The sequence below is a fragment of the Rhodococcus sp. DN22 genome, assembly GCF_036669995.1.
GTDB classification, from domain to species: domain Bacteria; phylum Actinomycetota; class Actinomycetes; order Mycobacteriales; family Mycobacteriaceae; genus Rhodococcus_F; species Rhodococcus_F erythropolis.
This window is the reverse complement of sequence record NZ_CP133326.1, coordinates 1-17237: the sequence shown is the minus strand read 5'-3', so window position 1 is coordinate 17237 and position 17237 is coordinate 1. Positions and strand designations below refer to the sequence as shown.

General features: G+C 62.5%; 12 protein-coding genes and 2 tRNA genes. All 14 read right to left on the bottom strand.

All coding sequences use genetic code 11. The features are described from left to right. Positions 1 to 53 precede the first annotated feature (53 nt). The gene (locus RA302_RS00070) at positions 54 to 1163 is read right to left on the bottom strand and encodes a hypothetical protein (RefSeq protein WP_030536714.1); all 1110 of its coding nucleotides are present in this window, start codon (positions 1161 to 1163) and stop codon (positions 54 to 56) included. Between the two features lie 268 nt (positions 1164 to 1431). Next, positions 1432 to 1504 (bottom strand) — tRNA-Ala (locus RA302_RS00065). Positions 1505 to 1680: 176 nt separating this feature from the next. Then, positions 1681 to 1754, bottom strand: a tRNA-Ile gene (locus tag RA302_RS00060). A gap of 75 nt (positions 1755 to 1829) precedes the next feature. Beyond that, positions 1830 to 3224, bottom strand: coding sequence for a DUF3566 domain-containing protein (locus RA302_RS00055; RefSeq protein ID WP_030536715.1), 1395 nt, complete (start codon positions 3222 to 3224; stop codon positions 1830 to 1832). Beyond that, positions 3224 to 5755: a DNA gyrase subunit A gene (gyrA, locus tag RA302_RS00050; protein ID WP_030536716.1), complete on the bottom strand. Its 2532-nt coding sequence runs from the start codon at positions 5753 to 5755 to the stop codon at positions 3224 to 3226. Before gyrA ends, RA302_RS00055 begins: the two co-directional genes overlap by 1 nt. 86 nt (positions 5756 to 5841) lie before the next feature. Further along, positions 5842 to 7878: a DNA topoisomerase (ATP-hydrolyzing) subunit B gene (gyrB, locus tag RA302_RS00045; protein WP_003942515.1), complete on the bottom strand. Its 2037-nt coding sequence runs from the start codon at positions 7876 to 7878 to the stop codon at positions 5842 to 5844. Between the two features lie 197 nt (positions 7879 to 8075). Further along, positions 8076 to 8999, bottom strand: coding sequence for an alpha/beta fold hydrolase (locus tag RA302_RS00040; protein WP_007729179.1), 924 nt, complete (start codon positions 8997 to 8999; stop codon positions 8076 to 8078). Positions 9000 to 9027: 28 nt separating this feature from the next. After that, the gene (locus tag RA302_RS00035) at positions 9028 to 10149 is read right to left on the bottom strand and encodes a PDR/VanB family oxidoreductase (protein ID WP_030536717.1); all 1122 of its coding nucleotides are present in this window, start codon (positions 10147 to 10149) and stop codon (positions 9028 to 9030) included. Next, positions 10149 to 11060, bottom strand: coding sequence for a metal-dependent hydrolase (locus RA302_RS00030; RefSeq protein WP_007729174.1), 912 nt, complete (start codon positions 11058 to 11060; stop codon positions 10149 to 10151). The genes RA302_RS00035 and RA302_RS00030 overlap by 1 nt, the downstream gene beginning before the upstream one ends. Positions 11061 to 11184: 124 nt before the next feature. Continuing rightward, complete coding sequence (locus RA302_RS00025; RefSeq protein ID WP_003942471.1) at positions 11185 to 11730, bottom strand: DUF721 family protein; 546 nt, start codon at positions 11728 to 11730, stop codon at positions 11185 to 11187. Then, positions 11723 to 12952: a DNA replication/repair protein RecF gene (gene recF / locus RA302_RS00020; RefSeq protein ID WP_030536718.1), complete on the bottom strand. Its 1230-nt coding sequence runs from the start codon at positions 12950 to 12952 to the stop codon at positions 11723 to 11725. Before recF ends, RA302_RS00025 begins: the two co-directional genes overlap by 8 nt. Beyond that, on the bottom strand, positions 12953 to 13861 hold the full coding sequence (gene gnd, locus RA302_RS00015; protein WP_030536719.1) for a phosphogluconate dehydrogenase (NAD(+)-dependent, decarboxylating): 909 nt from the start codon (positions 13859 to 13861) through the stop codon (positions 12953 to 12955). Between the two features lie 44 nt (positions 13862 to 13905). Beyond that, a complete protein-coding gene (dnaN, locus tag RA302_RS00010) occupies positions 13906 to 15090 on the bottom strand; it encodes a DNA polymerase III subunit beta (protein WP_007729165.1) in 1185 nt (394 codons plus the stop codon). A gap of 584 nt (positions 15091 to 15674) precedes the next feature. Next, the gene (gene dnaA, locus RA302_RS00005) at positions 15675 to 17237 is read right to left on the bottom strand and encodes a chromosomal replication initiator protein DnaA (RefSeq protein ID WP_003942491.1); all 1563 of its coding nucleotides are present in this window, start codon (positions 17235 to 17237) and stop codon (positions 15675 to 15677) included.

Genomic DNA, 17237 nt, shown 5'->3' with positions numbered 1-17237 from the left:
GTATGCGCCCCGTGCCCGAATCAGGTCACGAGGCGCACACGCGTCCAGTCTGTTTACGGGGCGAAGCGCAAAATCGCGGCAACTGCGCCGCCGCCCGGAATGTCCTCCGCGCGAACAGCGAGCACCCGCGCACCCGTCAGGAGCGCACGACGAGCGATCTCGTCGACGACCCCGTAGGTGCTTCCGTTAGTCGACTCACCGGTCGTGAGAGCGCCCGTCTGGGGATCGAGACTTCCGGGTACGACGGAATCTATGTCGATGAAAACGGTGTCGACCTGTCCGTACGTCGCGGCTGTTGCCACGTCGGCGACGTCCGTCTGAGTGCGACCTTGTTCCGTGCGCACATTGAAGGTGTCCCGCACCGCCGCCAGCTGCTCGGCATGGAAGTCGTCGAGCGCCGGACGCGAACCGTCCGCCACTTCCTGCGTCGACAAGGCTTCGGGGTTTCCCTCGACGGTTTTGTCGACCAGGTGGCGGTACGAATTCACGGAGCGATACACCGACGCGATGGGTTCCGCAGCGGCCAGAATCAAGGGGACGTCACGGCCGGCGAGCACACCGCGGACCTCGTGATCGACTGCGCGGGCGTACTGATTGACGCGCAACTTTCGGCTGTCCGAACCCGAGAGCCGACCCGCTTCGGTTCGGCTGTTGATCGACGACTTGCCCGCGTGATCCGCAGCATTCTTCGGCATTCCCTGAACACGGACCTCGTCGGCCGGCTGATCGGCAGCGATCTCGATCAGGCGCACCGAACCCTCTGCCAGAGCGAGAACAAACGCCGTCTGGGGGAACGTCACCGAACGGAGCAGTGGCTTGAGATGAAACCGATCGCTGACCGTTTCGAGCGCCTGCAGACGGTTGGGGAGGCGGAAGGTCACCAGACGCTCCGGCGTCGCGTACGTGACCAATGAGCGCGACTGGAAGCGCCAGAAATCGTCGTCGTCGTCGAGCTCTGCGTATTCGGCCTCGAACTGCTTGCGCTCGGCCGGATCCTCCACCGATGCGAGTGCCGAGCGGACCTGGTCCTTGAAGGCTATGCGCGCTTTGTCGTAATCCTGCGGCGCATCTTCAGTCGGAGTAACGATGGTGATGCAGGTGGGCCCCTCCACCTCCGCGAGTGCGGCAATTTCACCGTGGCTGGGAATGTCGTTGTGAAGCACTACGAACCTCCTGAAATTGGGTTCTCCTCACGCTACGCCCGGCTGGTTATGACCACTAGACTTTCCGGAGAATTCGGGACGAACGGTCCATAGTGGGCGCGGTTCTGGCCACCCCACTCCGAGCGAACGGCATGTTCATCGCCTTCAGTGCGCCGAAAGTGCCGTTCGCTCAAAAGCGGGAGGGCCACGAGACCGTCGGTGGGTCGACAAACGGTGGGTGGAGATACAAAAACACCCTCCCGGATCCCGGGAGGGTGTTTTCTTACTGTGGAGCCTAGGAGATTCGAACTCCTGACATCTGCCTTGCAAAGGCAGCGCTCTACCAACTGAGCTAAGGCCCCGTTCGGTTTTCTGACCGGAGTCAGAGTACCTAGGTTCTATCCTGTTTCCAAATCGTGCCAAACCTTGTCTCCGCGCTGACTTTTGATCAGCTTGGTGACCCCGAGAGCTACCAGAATTCCGGCCCCGACAAGCAGGAAAACCTTCATTCCAGCAACCCTTCTTCGGCACATGGGAGTGGGCCTAGGAGGACTTGAACCTCCGACCTCTTCATTATCAGTAAAGCGCTCTAACCACCTGAGCTATAGGCCCCTGAACCGATTCCAAAGATTACCCCACCGGGCCGCTGACACCAAAACGGGCCCGGCGGAGCAATGTTTTCGCAGGTCAGTCGCGGTCGGCGAGAGTTACCTCTACGCCGCCAACCAGGTCGCTGCAGAGGTTGTAGATGAACGATCCGATCGTGACGAGTGCCGTGAAAAGCACCATGTTCGCGATGCCGATCAGCGCGGCGTAGCCGAACACCTGGCCGGCCGTCACCAGACCGTCGGAGCCGCCATCGGCAACGATGTCGGTGAACGCGTTGTTCAGGCGATCCCAGACGCCCATGCCGTCGAGAACGACGTAGAGCAGTCCGACGGCCACCATCCACACGAAGAACAGCGACACCGAGATCACGGATGTGATCTTGAGCGTGGACCACGGGTCGATACGACGGATCTGGACCGTTGCGCGCAGTGGCGCACCGTCCACGACCGAAGCCGATACGGCGTGAGTTTTCTCACCCTTCACCGCAGCAGGCAACGGATGCTTGGCCTCGGAGAGGTCAGGCATGTCCTTCGGTAGATCCTTGCGATCGATGTGCCGAGTCGGCCCGTCGATCGCGGCGGCTTTTGCTTTCGGATTAGCGACCGTGGGATTGGCGACCGTGGCGTTTGCAGCCTTGGGATTTGCGCCCGAGGGTGCAACAGCCTTGGCTGCTGCCGCGCCGGCGACGCCACCGGAAGCTGCGGCAGCCGCCGTTCCTGTCACGACGGGACGTGCCGACGGGTTGCCGGCAGGACGACCCGTCTGTGCACCGGCAGCGGGGCGACCCGCCTGTGGCTGTCCCTTCGGCGCACCACCCTGCGCGGGGTTTTTGGCCGGACCACCCTGCACCGGACCACCCTGCGCCGGGCCGGCCGCTGCAGGACGCTGCGGACCCGCAGGCGGCTTACCCCCGGCAGGAGCTGCCGGTCGACCCGCAGGAGCACCAGCGCCGGCTGGGCGCGTGATGTTGGTCTGCGGCTGACTTTGCGGAGCCTGATTCTGCGGTGGCTGGGCCTTCGACGCCGGGGCCTTGGACGCCGGGTTCTGAGCAGCGGGGTTCTGAGCTGGCTGCCCCTGCGGCTGACCCGACGGCTGGGGTCCGCGTTGCCACGGCGGCGCCTGGCTGCCACGAGCCTGATTGGCAACCGGTTGCGGCGGAGCCTGACCGTCACCCTTTGCCGGAGTTACCGGCGCAGCCGGAGCCACTGAAGGAGCGGAAGGAGCTTGACCCTTGGCCGCACCCGCGGCGTCGGAAGCCCCACCCGCCGGCTTCTGAGCCGACGGGCCGCGAGGCGGCTCCGGTGCCTTGGGCGCCGGAGCCACCTCGGAAGCTTTGGGTCCGCCGTCCGCTGGAGCTGCAGGTTTCGAGGTCTGCGGCCCCGCCGGAGCAGTTGCCTGCTCCGGCTTCGGTGGCGTCGAACCTGAAGTGCTTTCGCTCTTCTGGTCACTGCCCGGCTGGTTGGGAGTGCTCACTAGGACTCCTTAGCTCCATCGGCATTGTCTGCGTTGTCGGTGGTCTCTGCAGCGAGCTCTTCGGGCTCGTCGGCGTTGCGCGCAATCGCGAGCAGTGTGTCGCCTTCGCCGAGGTTCATCAGACGCACGCCCTTGGTCTGGCGTCCCGCCTTACGAACCTGCTTGGCAGCCGTCCTGATGACGCCGCCGCCCGAGGTGATCGCGTACAGCTCGTCGTCGTCGTCGACGATGAGCGCACCGACCAGAGTGCCACGTTTCTTGTCGTACTGAATCGTGAGCACGCCCTTGCCGCCGCGACCCTGCACCGGGTAGTCCTCCATGCCAGTTCGCTTGGAGTAACCGCCCGACGTGGCGACCAGGAGGAATGTTCCTTCACGAACGACGTTGAGCGAGAGCAGCTCGTCGTCACCGTTGAAACGCATGCCCTGGACACCGGAAGTGGCGCGGCCCATCGGACGCAGTGCCTCGTCGGTGGCTGAGAAGCGGATCGACTGGCCCTGTGCCGAGACGAGAAGCAGGTCGTCTTCGGCGGAGCAGAGGACAGCGCCGACCAGTTCGTCTTCACCGCGCAGGTTGATGGCGACGATGCCACCGCTGCGGTTGGAGTCGAAGTCGGTGAGCTTGGACTTCTTGACCAGACCGTTGCGTGTGGCGAGCACCAGGTATGGCGCGTCTTCGTACGTCTTGATCTGGATGACGGACTGGATGCGCTCGTCCGGCTGGAATGCCAGCAGGTTGGCAACGTGCTGACCGCGAGCTGTACGGCTCGCCTCGGGCAGTTCGTAAGCCTTGGCGCGGTAGACGCGGCCCTTCGTGGTGAAGAACAGCAGCCAGTCGTGCGTCGACGTGACGAAGAAGTGCGAGACGATGTCGTCCTGCTTGAGGCCGGCACCCTGAACACCCTTGCCGCCGCGCTTCTGCGAGCGGTACAGGTCGGTCTTGGTGCGCTTGGCGTAACCGGTCTCGGTGATCGTGACGACGACGTCTTCGCGGGCGATCAGATCCTCGTCGTTGACGTCTCCGTCGGCGGCGATGATGCGGGTACGACGGTCGTCGCCGTACTTGTCGACGATTTCCTTGAGCTCGTCACGAACGATCGCGCGCTGACGCTCCGGGCGAGCCAGAATGTCTTCGAGGTCCGCGATTTCGAGTTCGATCTCGGCCAACTCGTCGACGATCTTCTGACGCTCGAGGGCGGCCAGACGACGCAGCTGCATGCCGAGGATGGCGTCGGCCTGGATCTCGTCGACGTCGAGGAGTTCCATCAATCCGGCGCGAGCGATGTCGACGGTCTGCGACGCACGGATCAAGGCGATGACCTCGTCCAGAGCGTCGAGGGCCTTGACCAGACCGCGCAGGATGTGGGCGCGCTCCTGTGCCTTGCGAAGCAGGTACCTGGTACGACGAACGATGACCTCGAGCTGATGCGCCGTGTACAGACGGATCATCTGGTCGAGGCGCAGCGTGCGCGGCACTCCGTCGACGATGGAGAGCATGTTGCAGCCGAAGCTGGTCTGCAGCTGGGTGTGCTTGTAAAGGTTGTTCAGCACGACCTTGGCAACGGCGTCACGCTTGACGGTGACGACGATGCGCATGCCGACGCGGTCCGAGGACTCGTCGTGGATGTCGGAGATGCCACCGATCTTGGCGTCACGAACCTGCTCCGCGATGGAGGTGATCAGGTTGTCCGGGTTGACCTGGTAGGGCAGCTCGGTGATGACGATCGTGGTGCGGCCCTTGGCATCTTCTTCGATCTCGACGACGCCGCGCATACGGACGGAGCCACGGCCGGTGGTGTAGGCATCCTGGATGCCCTGTCCACCGACGATGAGCCCGTGCGTCGGGAAGTCGGGTCCCTTGATGCGCTCCATGACGGCCGCGAGGGTGGCTTCCTCGTCCGCCTCGAAGTTCTCGAGCGCCCAGTAGATGGCCTCGGCAACTTCACGCAGGTTGTGCGGCGGAATGTTGGTGGCCATACCGACGGCGATGCCGTTGGAACCGTTGATCAGAAGGTTCGGGATTCGGCTGGGCAGAACCGTCGGTTCCTGCGTCTTGCCGTCGTAGTTCGGGGTGAAATCGACTGTCTCGTGGTCGATTTCGCGCAGCATTTCCATCGCGAGCGGCGTGAGCCTGCACTCGGTGTAACGCATGGCGGCTGCGCCGTCGTTGCCGCGGGATCCGAAGTTTCCCTGACCGTCGACGAGCGGGTAACGCAGCGACCACGGCTGGGCCATACGGACCAACGTGTCGTAGATCGAGGAGTCGCCGTGGGGGTGGTAGTTACCCATGGTCTCGGCGACCGGTCGGGCAGACTTCACGTATCCGCGGTCGGGGCGATATCCGTTGTCGTACATCGCGTAGAGCACGCGGCGGTGCACCGGCTTGAGTCCGTCGCGGACATCCGGCAGAGCGCGACCGACGATGACGCTCATGGCGTAGTCGATGTAGCTGTTCTGCATTTCCTGCTGGATGTCGACCGGTTCGATCCGGTCGTGTTGCGGACCGTCCGGTGGCAACGTGGTGTCGGTCATGAGCTCACTTTCTTAAAAGAGGGGGCAAGCCCCTGTGCGCGGAAAAGGAGTCCGGGGACTCCTCAACCGCTCACAGGGCCGCAGGCCTACACGTCGAGGAAACGAACGTCCCGGGCATTGCGGGTGATGAAGCTGCGTCGTGCTTCGACGTCTTCGCCCATCAGCACGCTGAACAGCTCGTCGGCAGCAGCCGCGTCGTCGAGCGTGACGAGACGCAGAACGCGCACCGTCGGGTCCATCGTGGTTTCCCACAGCTCCTTGGCGTTCATCTCGCCGAGGCCTTTGTAGCGCTGGATGCCGTCGTCCTTGTTGATCTTCTTGCCGGACTCGAGGCCGGCCTTGACCATCGCGTCGCGCTCGCGGTCGGAGTACGCGAATTCCGGCTGCGCACCCTTCTGCCACTTGAGCTTGTACAGCGGCGGCTGCGCGAGGTAGACCTTGCCGTGCTCGACGAGCGGCCGCATGAAGCGGAACAGCAGCGTGAGCAGCAGCGTTGCGATGTGCTGACCGTCGACGTCGGCGTCGGCCATGAGCACGATCTTGTGATAGCGCAGCTTGGCGATGTCGAACTCGTCGTGGATGCCCGTGCCGAACGCGGTGATGATCGACTGGACTTCGGTGTTCTTGAGGACGCGATCGATACGCGCCTTCTCGACGTTGATGATCTTTCCGCGAAGCGGGAGGATCGCCTGGTACATCGAGTCTCGGCCGGACTTGGCCGAGCCGCCTGCGGAGTCGCCCTCCACGATGTAGATCTCGGACTTCTCCGGATCGTTGGAGCGGCAATCGGCGAGCTTGCCTGGCAGGCCACCGAGGTCGGTCGCACTCTTACGGCGGACCAGCTCACGCGCCTTACGTGCGGCGACGCGGGCCTGCGCCGACGAAACAGCCTTGTTCACAATGGTTTTCGCGTCGGCGGGGTTCGCCTCGAACCAGTGCGCGAGGTGCTCGTTGCACGCCTTCTGCACGAAGGACTTGACCTCGGTATTGCCGAGCTTGGTCTTGGTCTGACCCTCGAACTGGGGTTCACCGACCTTCACCGAGATGATGGCCGCGAGTCCTTCACGGATGTCGTCACCGGTGAGCTTGGGATCTTTGTCCTTGAGCAGCTTCTTTTCGAGCGCGTACTTGTTGACCGTTGCGGTCAGTGCGGCGCGGAAGCCCTCTTCGTGGGTACCACCCTCGTGGGTGTTGATCGTGTTGGCGAAGGTGTGCACGGACTCCGAGTAGCCGGAGTTCCACTGCATTGCGACCTCGAGCTCGTGGCCGGTGCCCTTGGCGGTGAATCCGACGACCGAGTTGTGGATCGGGGTCTTGCTCTTGTTGATGTGCCGGACGTAGTCCTCGAGTCCACCGGGGTAGTGGTAGATACGGGTCTTGGACTTACGCGGCGCTGCCTGAGCAGCTTCTTCGGCTTCTTCGGCAGCAGACTTGGGAGCCTCGGCCACCTCGGCAGCTTCGTCGTCGATGACCTCGGCGCGCTCGTCGGTCAGCGTGATGGTCAGGCCCTTGTTGAGGAAGGCCATTTCCTGCAGACGACGCGCAACGGTCTCGAAGTTGTAGCGGGTGGTCTCGAAGATCTCGGGATCAGCCCAGAAACTGACGGTGGTGCCGGTCTCCTTCGTCGGGTCGCCCTGTACGAGCTCTCCCGGCTTGGAATCGGTGTACGTCTGCTGCCACCGGTAGCCGTCGACCTTGATGTCGACGTCGAGCCGGGTCGAGAGCGCGTTGACCACCGAGATGCCGACGCCGTGCAGACCACCGGAGACGGCGTAGGAGTCGGAGTCGAACTTGCCGCCGGCGTGCAGCTGGGTCAGCACGACCTCGACGGTGGGGACTCCGGAGGCGTGCATGCCGACCGGGATGCCACGGCCGTCGTCGATGACGCGGATTCCGCCGTCTTCGAGGAGGGTGACCTCGACCTTGGTGGCGTGTCCGGCCATCGCCTCGTCGACCGAGTTGTCGACGACCTCCCAAATGAGGTGGTGCAGACCGCGTTCACCGGTGGAACCGATGTACATGCCTGGACGCTTACGTACCGCCTCGAGTCCTTCGAGGACGGTGATGGACGACGCGTTGTAGTCCTTGCTGGAAGTGCTTGTATCTGACTTCTGGGCAGCCACGGGTGGGTAGCTCTCCTTCTCCGTCAATACTCGAGCGCAGCCGTCAGCAAGCCCTTGCGGGTGTCGTCGGAGCGGGTTCGAGAATGTTGCCGCTAGTTACCGTTGACCATCTTACTGGTAAGCACCGACTAGAAGCGGCCAATGACACCCCTGGCTGCGCCGCAGACGAATTTTTACGATCCCCGGAAGGTGAAACGCTAGGAACTTTGCTTCTCCGAGCGACGCTCTCTCAGGCTCGCGATAAATGCCCGCGCATGTTCGGCAACCTCACCCGGATGTGAAAACGGCGACCAGTGTCCCGCGGCAATTTCACGTCGCTGCAGGTCGGAGACCCATTTTTCGGTGTCTTCGTATCCCACCGGACGAACGGCTTTGTCGTACTTGTTCAGAATGAGCTGAACAGGCACGTCCGTGTACCGATCCCGCGGCTTGCCGAGCGACGGCCGGATGTTCGCGCGATAAAGCTTGAGTCCGTTCACCATGTCGTCGGCGATGGTGGGCGCGGTGTTGACCACACGGGGGTCCAGACCGTCGAAGAAGCCCAGAAATGCCGGCCAGTGCTTGGAGAACCACAGACGCAACGGAAGGGTGCACAGCCCGGGAATCTGGAACAGAACGGTGTAGGCCGACGCAATTCCCTGCGCCGCCGGGCCGAGGAAACGACGCTTGGACGCGCTCGCCCGGATCCACTTACCGAGATGATCGAGATTCGGACCCGAGATGGATGAGAACGACGCGATCTTCTCTTCGGCACCCGGCTCGCAGACCGCTTCCCACGTTTCGACGGATCCCCAGTCGTGCGCGAGGACGTGCACCGGCTTGCCCGGGCTGACCGCGTCGATGACGGCAAAAAGATCGCCGGCCAGTGCGCTCAGTTGGTAGTCCTGCACCCTTGAGGGGATCGTGCTCTCACCGGCCCCGCGGCTGTCGTAGCTGACGACGCGGAAGTCGTCTGCCAGCAAAGGCACGATGCGGTTCCACAATTCATGGGTGTCGGGCCAACCATGCACCAGGACGATGGTCTCGCCGTCCGCCTTGCCCTGCTCGAACACGGCCAGGCTGACGGAACCGTTGGTCACGCGACGCGCGGTCACGGCATGGACAGGAGAGTGCTTCGACATTGTCGAACCCTTCGGAGTCGGGAAATATCTAGAGATCGAGAACGAGACGTCCACCGTCGGAACGGGATACGCAGATGAGCATCTCCGTTTCCTGTTCGGTGTCGGTCAGACGCCTTTCGCGGTGATCGGGTTTACCCGCGAGCACCTTCACACGACAGGTTCCGCAGAAACCCTGCTGACACGAGTACCCGACACCGGGCAATGTCTTCTTGATGACGTCGAGCGCGGACTCGTCGGCGGGCACGGTGAGCACCTGTCCCGAATTGACAAGCTGCACTTCGAATTCCTTGCCGTCGATCACCGGCGGAGCCCCGAACCGCTCGAAATGCAAAGCGGTGGAGGGTGTATCGCGGAAACCGCGGCGGACGGCATCGAGCATCGGCGTCGGGCCACAGCAGTACACGGCGCCGCCGACCGGCGCTCGTCCGAGAAGGTCTGTGGTGGTGGGCAATCCGAACTCGTCGTCCGGGCGCACGAAGACACGCTCGGGTTCCCAGGTTGCGATCTCGTCGAGGAACGGCATGGATTCACGAGAGCGGCCCGAGTACACGAAGTACCAGTCCATCCCCAATTCTCTTGCCGCACGGACCATTGCGATGATCGGCGTGATACCGATGCCGCCGGCGACGAACAACGCGCTGCCTTCTCCGACAAACGGGAAGCCGTTGCGTGGTCCGCGTACCGTGACGTGCTCACCGGGCTGGAGAGCGTGCATCTCGATGGAACCGCCACCGCCGTCGGGGATCCGGCGCACCGCGACGCTGTACCCCGTGCGATCGGCAGGGTCGCCGCACAGCGAATACTGACGCCGCAGACCCGAAGGTAGATGGAAGTCCAGGTGCGAACCCGGATGCCACGGCGGAATCGGTGAGCCGTCCGCGGATTCGAAGCGCAGGCGAACGACGTTCTCGTCAGTCGCCACCACCTCACGCGTACTGACCACCATGTTCATGGCCGTGTCGGGGTTGTGGCCAGCGATCTCGGGGTTGTAGTCGTAGGCCGTCAACACCCGAAGGTACTTGTCCGCCAACAACTCCGTGATGCGCATGGCACGGTCGGGACGGTTCTTTCCGGACAAATCGGGTGGCGCCGGAAAACGCGGCAACCCGTCGTGCCCGGAGATGACGTCCTTGACCCTCGAGAGTGAAATCACCGTGCAGCCGCCTGAGCTGCGGGTGACGACGCCAGGTACTGCACCGCCTGGGCGGTCGAGCCCTCGTTACTGGGGTGATAGGACTTGCTGAAGTACGTCGACATCCGCTTGACCAGCTCGAACGACGTGGGAACTGTGCCACGCTTTCCGGCCGCGATGAAATCGGACAGGTGGGGGCGTCGACGGCTGGGAGCCTGAGCGGCAAGCTCGGGATCGTTGCGCATCAAGAACCGGGTACCGCGAATCCACAGCCACACGATTGCGGGCGTGACGAGGATCTGGGTACGGATCCGGCGGGTCTCACGCTTGTCGAAGTAGCGCATGACGTCGTACGCGACGGCTCGGTGTTCGACTTCTTCGGCGCCGTGCCAGCGAAGGAGATCAAGCATGGTCGGGTGCATGCCGGCTTTGTCCAGCCCCTTGGCGTTGAGCACCCAGTCGCCGAGGAAAGCAGTGATGTGTTCGATGGCCGCGATGATCGCCAAACGCTCCACCAGGTGATTCTCGGCGCGCAGACCCGTCATCGGGCGCGGTCCGAGCAGTTTCGAGAATGCCCACTCCATCTGCTGGGTGTACGGCGTCGGATCGAGGCCGTTTTCCTTGAGATGGACGAGGACACCCGAGTGCGCGTTGGAGTGCATCGCCTCTTGGCCGATGAATCCGACGACGTCCTCACGGAGTTTCTCGTCCTCGATCAGAGGAAGAGCTTCCTTGAAGGTCTCGACAAACCATTCCTCACCGGCGGGGAGGAGAAGGTGAAGCACGTTGAGAACGTGTGTGCTGAACGGATCGCCCGGAATCCAGTGCATGGGCAGATCGGACCAGTCGAACTCGACATTGCGAGCCTGCAACAGGATGTGATCCGGCTCGGCGAACGACGAAGCGGGTGTCGATATCTTCTGCGACATCTAGCTACTCCTTCATGCCTGCCGATCGGTGGGGAACGACAGCCTTGTGACACAGTTCACTCACTAGCGAGTTTTAACTGTAACACGAAGTAATAGGTAGAACCAGGGCCTGGTTGAGTTTTCCTCAGCCGTACGTATCGCGAGGTCCGCGGCCTTTCACATGCCTTTCTCCCTTGCGCCAGCTAGGCGCACTCGGACCGGTGATCCGCAGTGTCTTCACGACGCCGTCACCGACGGCAGCAGCGATCTTGGCCAGAATCTGGGACTGCATCATGCGCAACTGGGTAGCCCACGCCGTCGACTCGGCGGAGATGCTGAGAACACCTTCTTTCAGAGAGATCGGCTCGGCGTGCGCGGAGATGTCTTCTCCGACGACCTGCGGCCACCGACCGAGGACCGTGCCCTCGGACACCTTGGGGGACCACCCACGCGATTTAGAGATAGCGCTAGTGAGAGCGCCGAACGGCTGAGGGTCCCGCGCATCCGGGCCGGGGCCGGACCAACCGCTGCGTCGACGCGGTCGGCCACTTCCGTATTTGGGCGACGATCGCCCCTGCCCGACGGCCTTGCCGTTGGCCTTTGCCGTCGCGCGTGCCTCCTCGAGGGCACGGCGCGCCAGATCGATCCCTTTGAGCTCGGGCTCCGGAGCCGCGCTGCTGTCTTCAGTCATCGAACTCGACCTCCTGATCTGTCGAGCCTACGGGCACTATCCGGGATATCCGACCGTCTCCGGTATCGGAGGCTTCGACGCCGAACTTGGCCGCCTCGAGTTCGTCCGGTACGTCCTCGGGAACAGCAGCTGTGATCAGTACCTGTTCTGCGGTGGCGGCAACGGTGGCGAGCGCACGACGGCGACGACGGTCCAATTCCGCGAAGACATCGTCGAGCATCAGGACCGGGTCGCTGCCGTCCGCGCGCAACAGAGCAAAACCTGCCAGTCTCAGCGAAAGCGCAAAAGACCACGATTCACCATGGCTGGCAAAACCTTTCGCCGGACTGTCGCCGAGAATCAGCTCCAGGTCGTCCCGATGCGGACCGACCAGACACACTCCGCGATCGATTTCCTTCGACCTCATCTGCGCCAACTCGAGATGGAATCTCTCCTCGAGGTATGCAACGTCGTCGATACCGGAAATCCTTGCAGGATCGGTGAATTCGGGATCCAACGAGGACCCCAGACTGCTCTTGTATCGAATCGACGCCGGCCGGGATTCGGGTGCGATGGAACGATACGACTCCGCCAGATGCGGCGCCAGATCATGGACCAACTCGAGGCGCCCGGCCAACAATTGTGCGCCGTGAGCGGCCAGATGCCCGTCCCACACCTCGAGGGTGGAGAGGACGTTGTCGGACTCGCCACCACGAGAACCGCGACGCAAAGCCGCACCGGCAGTTTTGAGTAGGGCTGAGCGCTGACGCAGAACTTTGTCGTAATCCGCACGGACAGCAGCCATTCGGGGTATCCGGGACGTCAACAACTCGTCGAGATAGCGTCGACGATCACCAGGATCTCCGCGAACCAACGACAGATCTTCCGGCGCGAACATCACCGACTGCAGAATCCCCAGCACTTCCCGCGGACGACGCGTCGGAGACTGATTTATCCTGGCGCGGTTGGACTTTCCCTCGATCAGTTCGACATCGATGGTCAGTTCGCGCCCATTGTTGACCACCGTTGCACCGGCAAAGGCACTGGCGGAACCGCTGCGGATCATCGGTGCATCCGCGGACACTCGATGTGACGACAGCGTCGACAGATACCCGAGCGACTCGAGCACGTTGGTTTTACCGTGCCCGTTGGAACCGAGGAACACGGTTGTTCCCGGCGTGAGGTCAAGCGTCAGCGAATCCCAGGATCGGAAGTCCCGCAGCGAAAATCTACGAACGAACACTTAGCTTCCAGAAGCCGAATTCTTGGGCGAAGCGCTCTTGACCGCGTGACCACCGAACTGATTACGCAAGGCCGACACCGCCTTCATGGCCGGTGAATCATCCTGTCGTGAAGCAAATCTCGCGAACAGAGCAGCCGAGATGACGGGAGCGGGGACCGCGTGCTTGATAGCTTCCTCGACCGTCCAGCGGCCCTCACCGGAATCCTCGGTATAGCCCGTGATCTGCGCAAGCTCCGGATCCTCCTCGAGGGCGTCGACAAGCAGATCGAGCAACCACGAACGTACGACGGTTCCCTTCGACCAAGCTCGGAGCACGCCCGGAACGTCCGCGATCAGGCTTTCCGCCTCGAGGAGCTCGTACCCCTCGGCATACGCCTGCATCAGGCCGTATTCGATGCCGTTGTGCACCATCTTCGCGTAATGACCAGCACCGACGGGGCCGGCGTGGACAAAGCCGTCTGCAGCGTCGCCGTCGGGGCGCAGAGCGTCGAAGATCGGCATTGCCTTCGCCACGTCGGTCTCGGATCCGCCCACCATCAGGCCGTATCCGTTCTCACGGCCCCAGATGCCACCGGAGACACCGCAGTCGAGGAAACCGATCCCACGGGCGCCCAGAAGCTCGGCATGGACAGTATCGTCGGTGTAACGCGAGTTCCCACCGTCGATGACCAGATCGCCACCCTCGAGGGCATCCGCCAGCTCGGCAATGGTGCTCTGGGTGATGTCACCGGCCGGAACCATCACCCAGACGACTCGAGGTCCCTCGAGGGAAGCAGCGAGTTCGGCAAGTGACCCGACATCGGTGACTTCCGGTCGAGGGTCGTATCCGATCACCTCGAGGCCATGCGCGCGCAAGCGCTCACGCATGTTGAAGCCCATCTTGCCGAGACCTACGAGTCCGATCTTCATACTGTTCTCCCTGGTCAGGCGCGAACTGAAGTGCGGGGTTCCACTCAGCCCGGAAGGCGAACCGGCATCAGCAGGTACGTGTACTCGCTCGAGGGCGCAGCGAAGTTACCGGACTCGTCTGCCGTGGGCTCTTCCTCGGCCGCGGGGCGAAGAACAGCCGGACGGCTGGGAGTGGTGAAGCCGAACAGAACGTTTTCGCTGTGAAGCGAATTCAACCCGTCGATCAGGTAACCGGGGTTGAACGCAATGGTGAGTGCTTCGCCCTGGAACGACGCGTTGAGCGTCTCTTCCGCGCGGCCGGCGTCGTCGCCACCCGCAGAGAGGAGCAGGCCGTCAGCGGAGAACTGCATGCGAACCTGTGCGCCACGCTCGGCGACGAGTGCTACACGCTTGATGGCTTCGATGAGAGGCGTGACCTCGACCGTTGCCATCGCGGTGTGCTGAGCAGGCAGCAACTGACGGAACTTCGGGAACTCGGCGTCGAGGAGGCGCGTCGTGGTGCGGCGTCCGTCGTTGACGATGCCGAGGAGTCCGTCGTTTCCGATGGTCGTACCGGAACCGAGAGCCAACTCGACCGGCGAATTTGCATTGCCGGCAAGCGTTTTCGCGGACTCGGACAAAGTCTTGGCCGGGATGAGAACAGCAGCTTGGACGTCGGGATTGGCCGGAGTCCACTCGAGTTCACGTACGGCGAGACGGAAGCGGTCGGTAGCGGCGAGGACGATCGAATTCTGTTCGATCTCGACACGGATACCCGTGAGCATCGGAAGGGTGTCGTCCTTGCCGGCTGCAACAGCTACCTGGCTGATGGCTTCCGAGAACAGGTCGACGGGAATGGACCCGGACTGCTGCGGAAGCGTCGGAAGCTGGGGGTAGTCCTCGACCGGCATCGTGGGCAGGGAGAACTTGGCGCTTCCGCACGAGATGAGCACGCGAGTGCCCTCGAGGGTCACATCGACCGGCTTGTTGGGAAGCGACTTGGTGATATCTGCGAGGAGGCGACCGGAGACGAGTGCCTGACCTGCAGTTGTGACATCTGCCGAGACGCGGACCTGCGCGGATACCTCGTAGTCGAACCCGGAAACGGTGAGGCCGGCTTCGGTTGCGTCGAGAAGAACTCCGCCGAGAACCGGCACGGGCGGCCTCGAGGGCAGGCTACGAGCAACCCACGCTACTGAATCAGCGAACTCTTCCCGGGAAACGCGAAACTTCAGGCTTCCAAGCTCCATCGCCGGGTTATTCCTCTCGGTAGGCATGTTCGTCTGCTGCGGATCTGCATCAGCTCACTTGAAGTCTGACACAGACCAAGCGATGCCCACCGTATGCCCTCGAGGGCGCAAGTGGAAAGCCGAAGCCGCGGCGAGCGCAGCCTGAGGCGAGGTTCTCAACAGGAGTTGTCCCCAGAACTATTTTCAAAGAGCTTTTCCTAGGAAATTCTCAGTAGTAGTAATAAGTCCTGTGCAATCTGTGGAGCAACGGTTGTCGACGCTGGTAGGTCCCCTCGAGGGCCTGTGCACTTCTCGAGGACAGACTCGAGGACCAATCGACCCCCTCTGTGCACTCTCTGAAAGTTTTCGGATTCCTCCTCGAGAACTCCACAGACTTTCGGAGTTATCAACACACTTATCCACAGATGTGAATACTTTTCACAAGAAACGAAGAGTTTGTTCTCATCGGCGTGTCTGACTCCGGCGTGTCGTCCCTCGAGGTGGACAACCGCCCTCGAGGGGACCGCACGTGGAACCCTTCGAATACACCGATGCCGCTCGAGGGAACCTCTGCCTCGAGCGGCATCGATCGAAATAAGTGCAGGTCAACGCTTGGAGCGCTGCTTGATCCTTGCGGTCAACTCCTGAACCTGGTCGTACACCTTGCGGCGTTCCGTCATTTCCTTACGGATCTTCTTGTCGGCGTACATGACCGTCGTGTGGTCACGGCCGAACGTCTGACCGATCTTCGGCAAGGACAAATCAGTGAGCTCACGGCACAAATACATCGAGATCTGGCGGGCCTGAGCGAGTGGCCGGGCCTTACCCGGCCCACACAGGTCGTCGATCGACATGTTGAAGTATTCGGCCGTCACCGCCATGATCGTCGCCGCGTTGATCTCGAGGCTCGACGAATCGGGCATCAGATCGCGCAGGACCACCTCGGCCAACGTCAGATCCAACGGCTGGCGGTTGAGCGAGGCAAAAGCGGTGACGCGGATCAACGCGCCCTCGAGTTCACGAATGTTGCGCTCGATACGGCTGGCGATCAACTCGAGGACGTCGTGCGGGACCTCGAGGCGATCCATCCTCGCCTTCTTGCTCAGAATCGCGATACGCGTCTCGAGCTCAGGCGGCTGAACGTCGGTGATCAGGCCCCATTCGAAGCGCGTCCGCAGACGCTCCTCGAGGGTTGCCAACTGTTTGGGCGGACGGTCCGAGGAAACGACGATCTGCTTGTTCGCGTTGTGCAAGGTGTTGAAGGTATGGAAGAACTCCTCCTGAATACCTTCCTTGCCTTCGATGAACTGGATGTCGTCGACCAGCAGGACATCCGTTTCCCGGTAGCGACGCTTGAACGCGACCTTGCGGTCGTCACGAAGACTGTTGATGAAGTCGTTGGTGAATTCTTCGGTCGAGACGTACTTGACCCGCATGCCGGGGAACAGTCGCTGTGCGTAGTGGCCGGCGGCGTGAAGAAGGTGCGTCTTGCCCAGGCCCGAAGCTCCCCAGATGAACAAGGGGTTGTAGGCACGCGCCGGCGCCTCCGCGATCGCGACGGCAGCGGCATGAGCGAATCGGTTGGACGATCCGATCACAAAAGTGTCGAAGGTGTACTTCGCGTTGAGGCTGTTGGCGCCGGACCCCGAAGCAGAAGGAGTAGCGGGCGGCTTCGTGAAGTACGACGGCCACGATTCGTGAACGCTCGCGAGTGCTTCGCGGTCGTCGTCGACTTCTTCGGTCTCGGCAGTCTCGGAGTCCGAAGGTTCGCCGTCGCCTTCGGTGAATCTGCGCCGACGGTATGCGCCCGATGAGTTGACCGACTCGAACTGACGGCTGCCCGTGCGCTCCTCGACCGGTTCGGCGGGTGCGTCGGCATCGTCTTCGAGTGCGATGCGGACACCGAGTCCCTCGACCTGGCCGCCGAGGTGGCGTCCGAGTGCCTGCAGGATCGGCTCGCGTAGATCGCGCTCGATCGTCTCTTGAGCAAATGGCGATGGAACCGAGAGGAGTGCAAAACCCTGAGCAAGTGTGAGAGGCCTCACCAGACGGACAAATGCCTTCTGCTTGCTGCTCAAAGCCGGAAGATTACTTCCGGGGTCATCACTCGTGAGTTCTGCAACCACGTCGACCCAGACCCGTGCGAGCGCGTTGGGATCGTCGTTCAC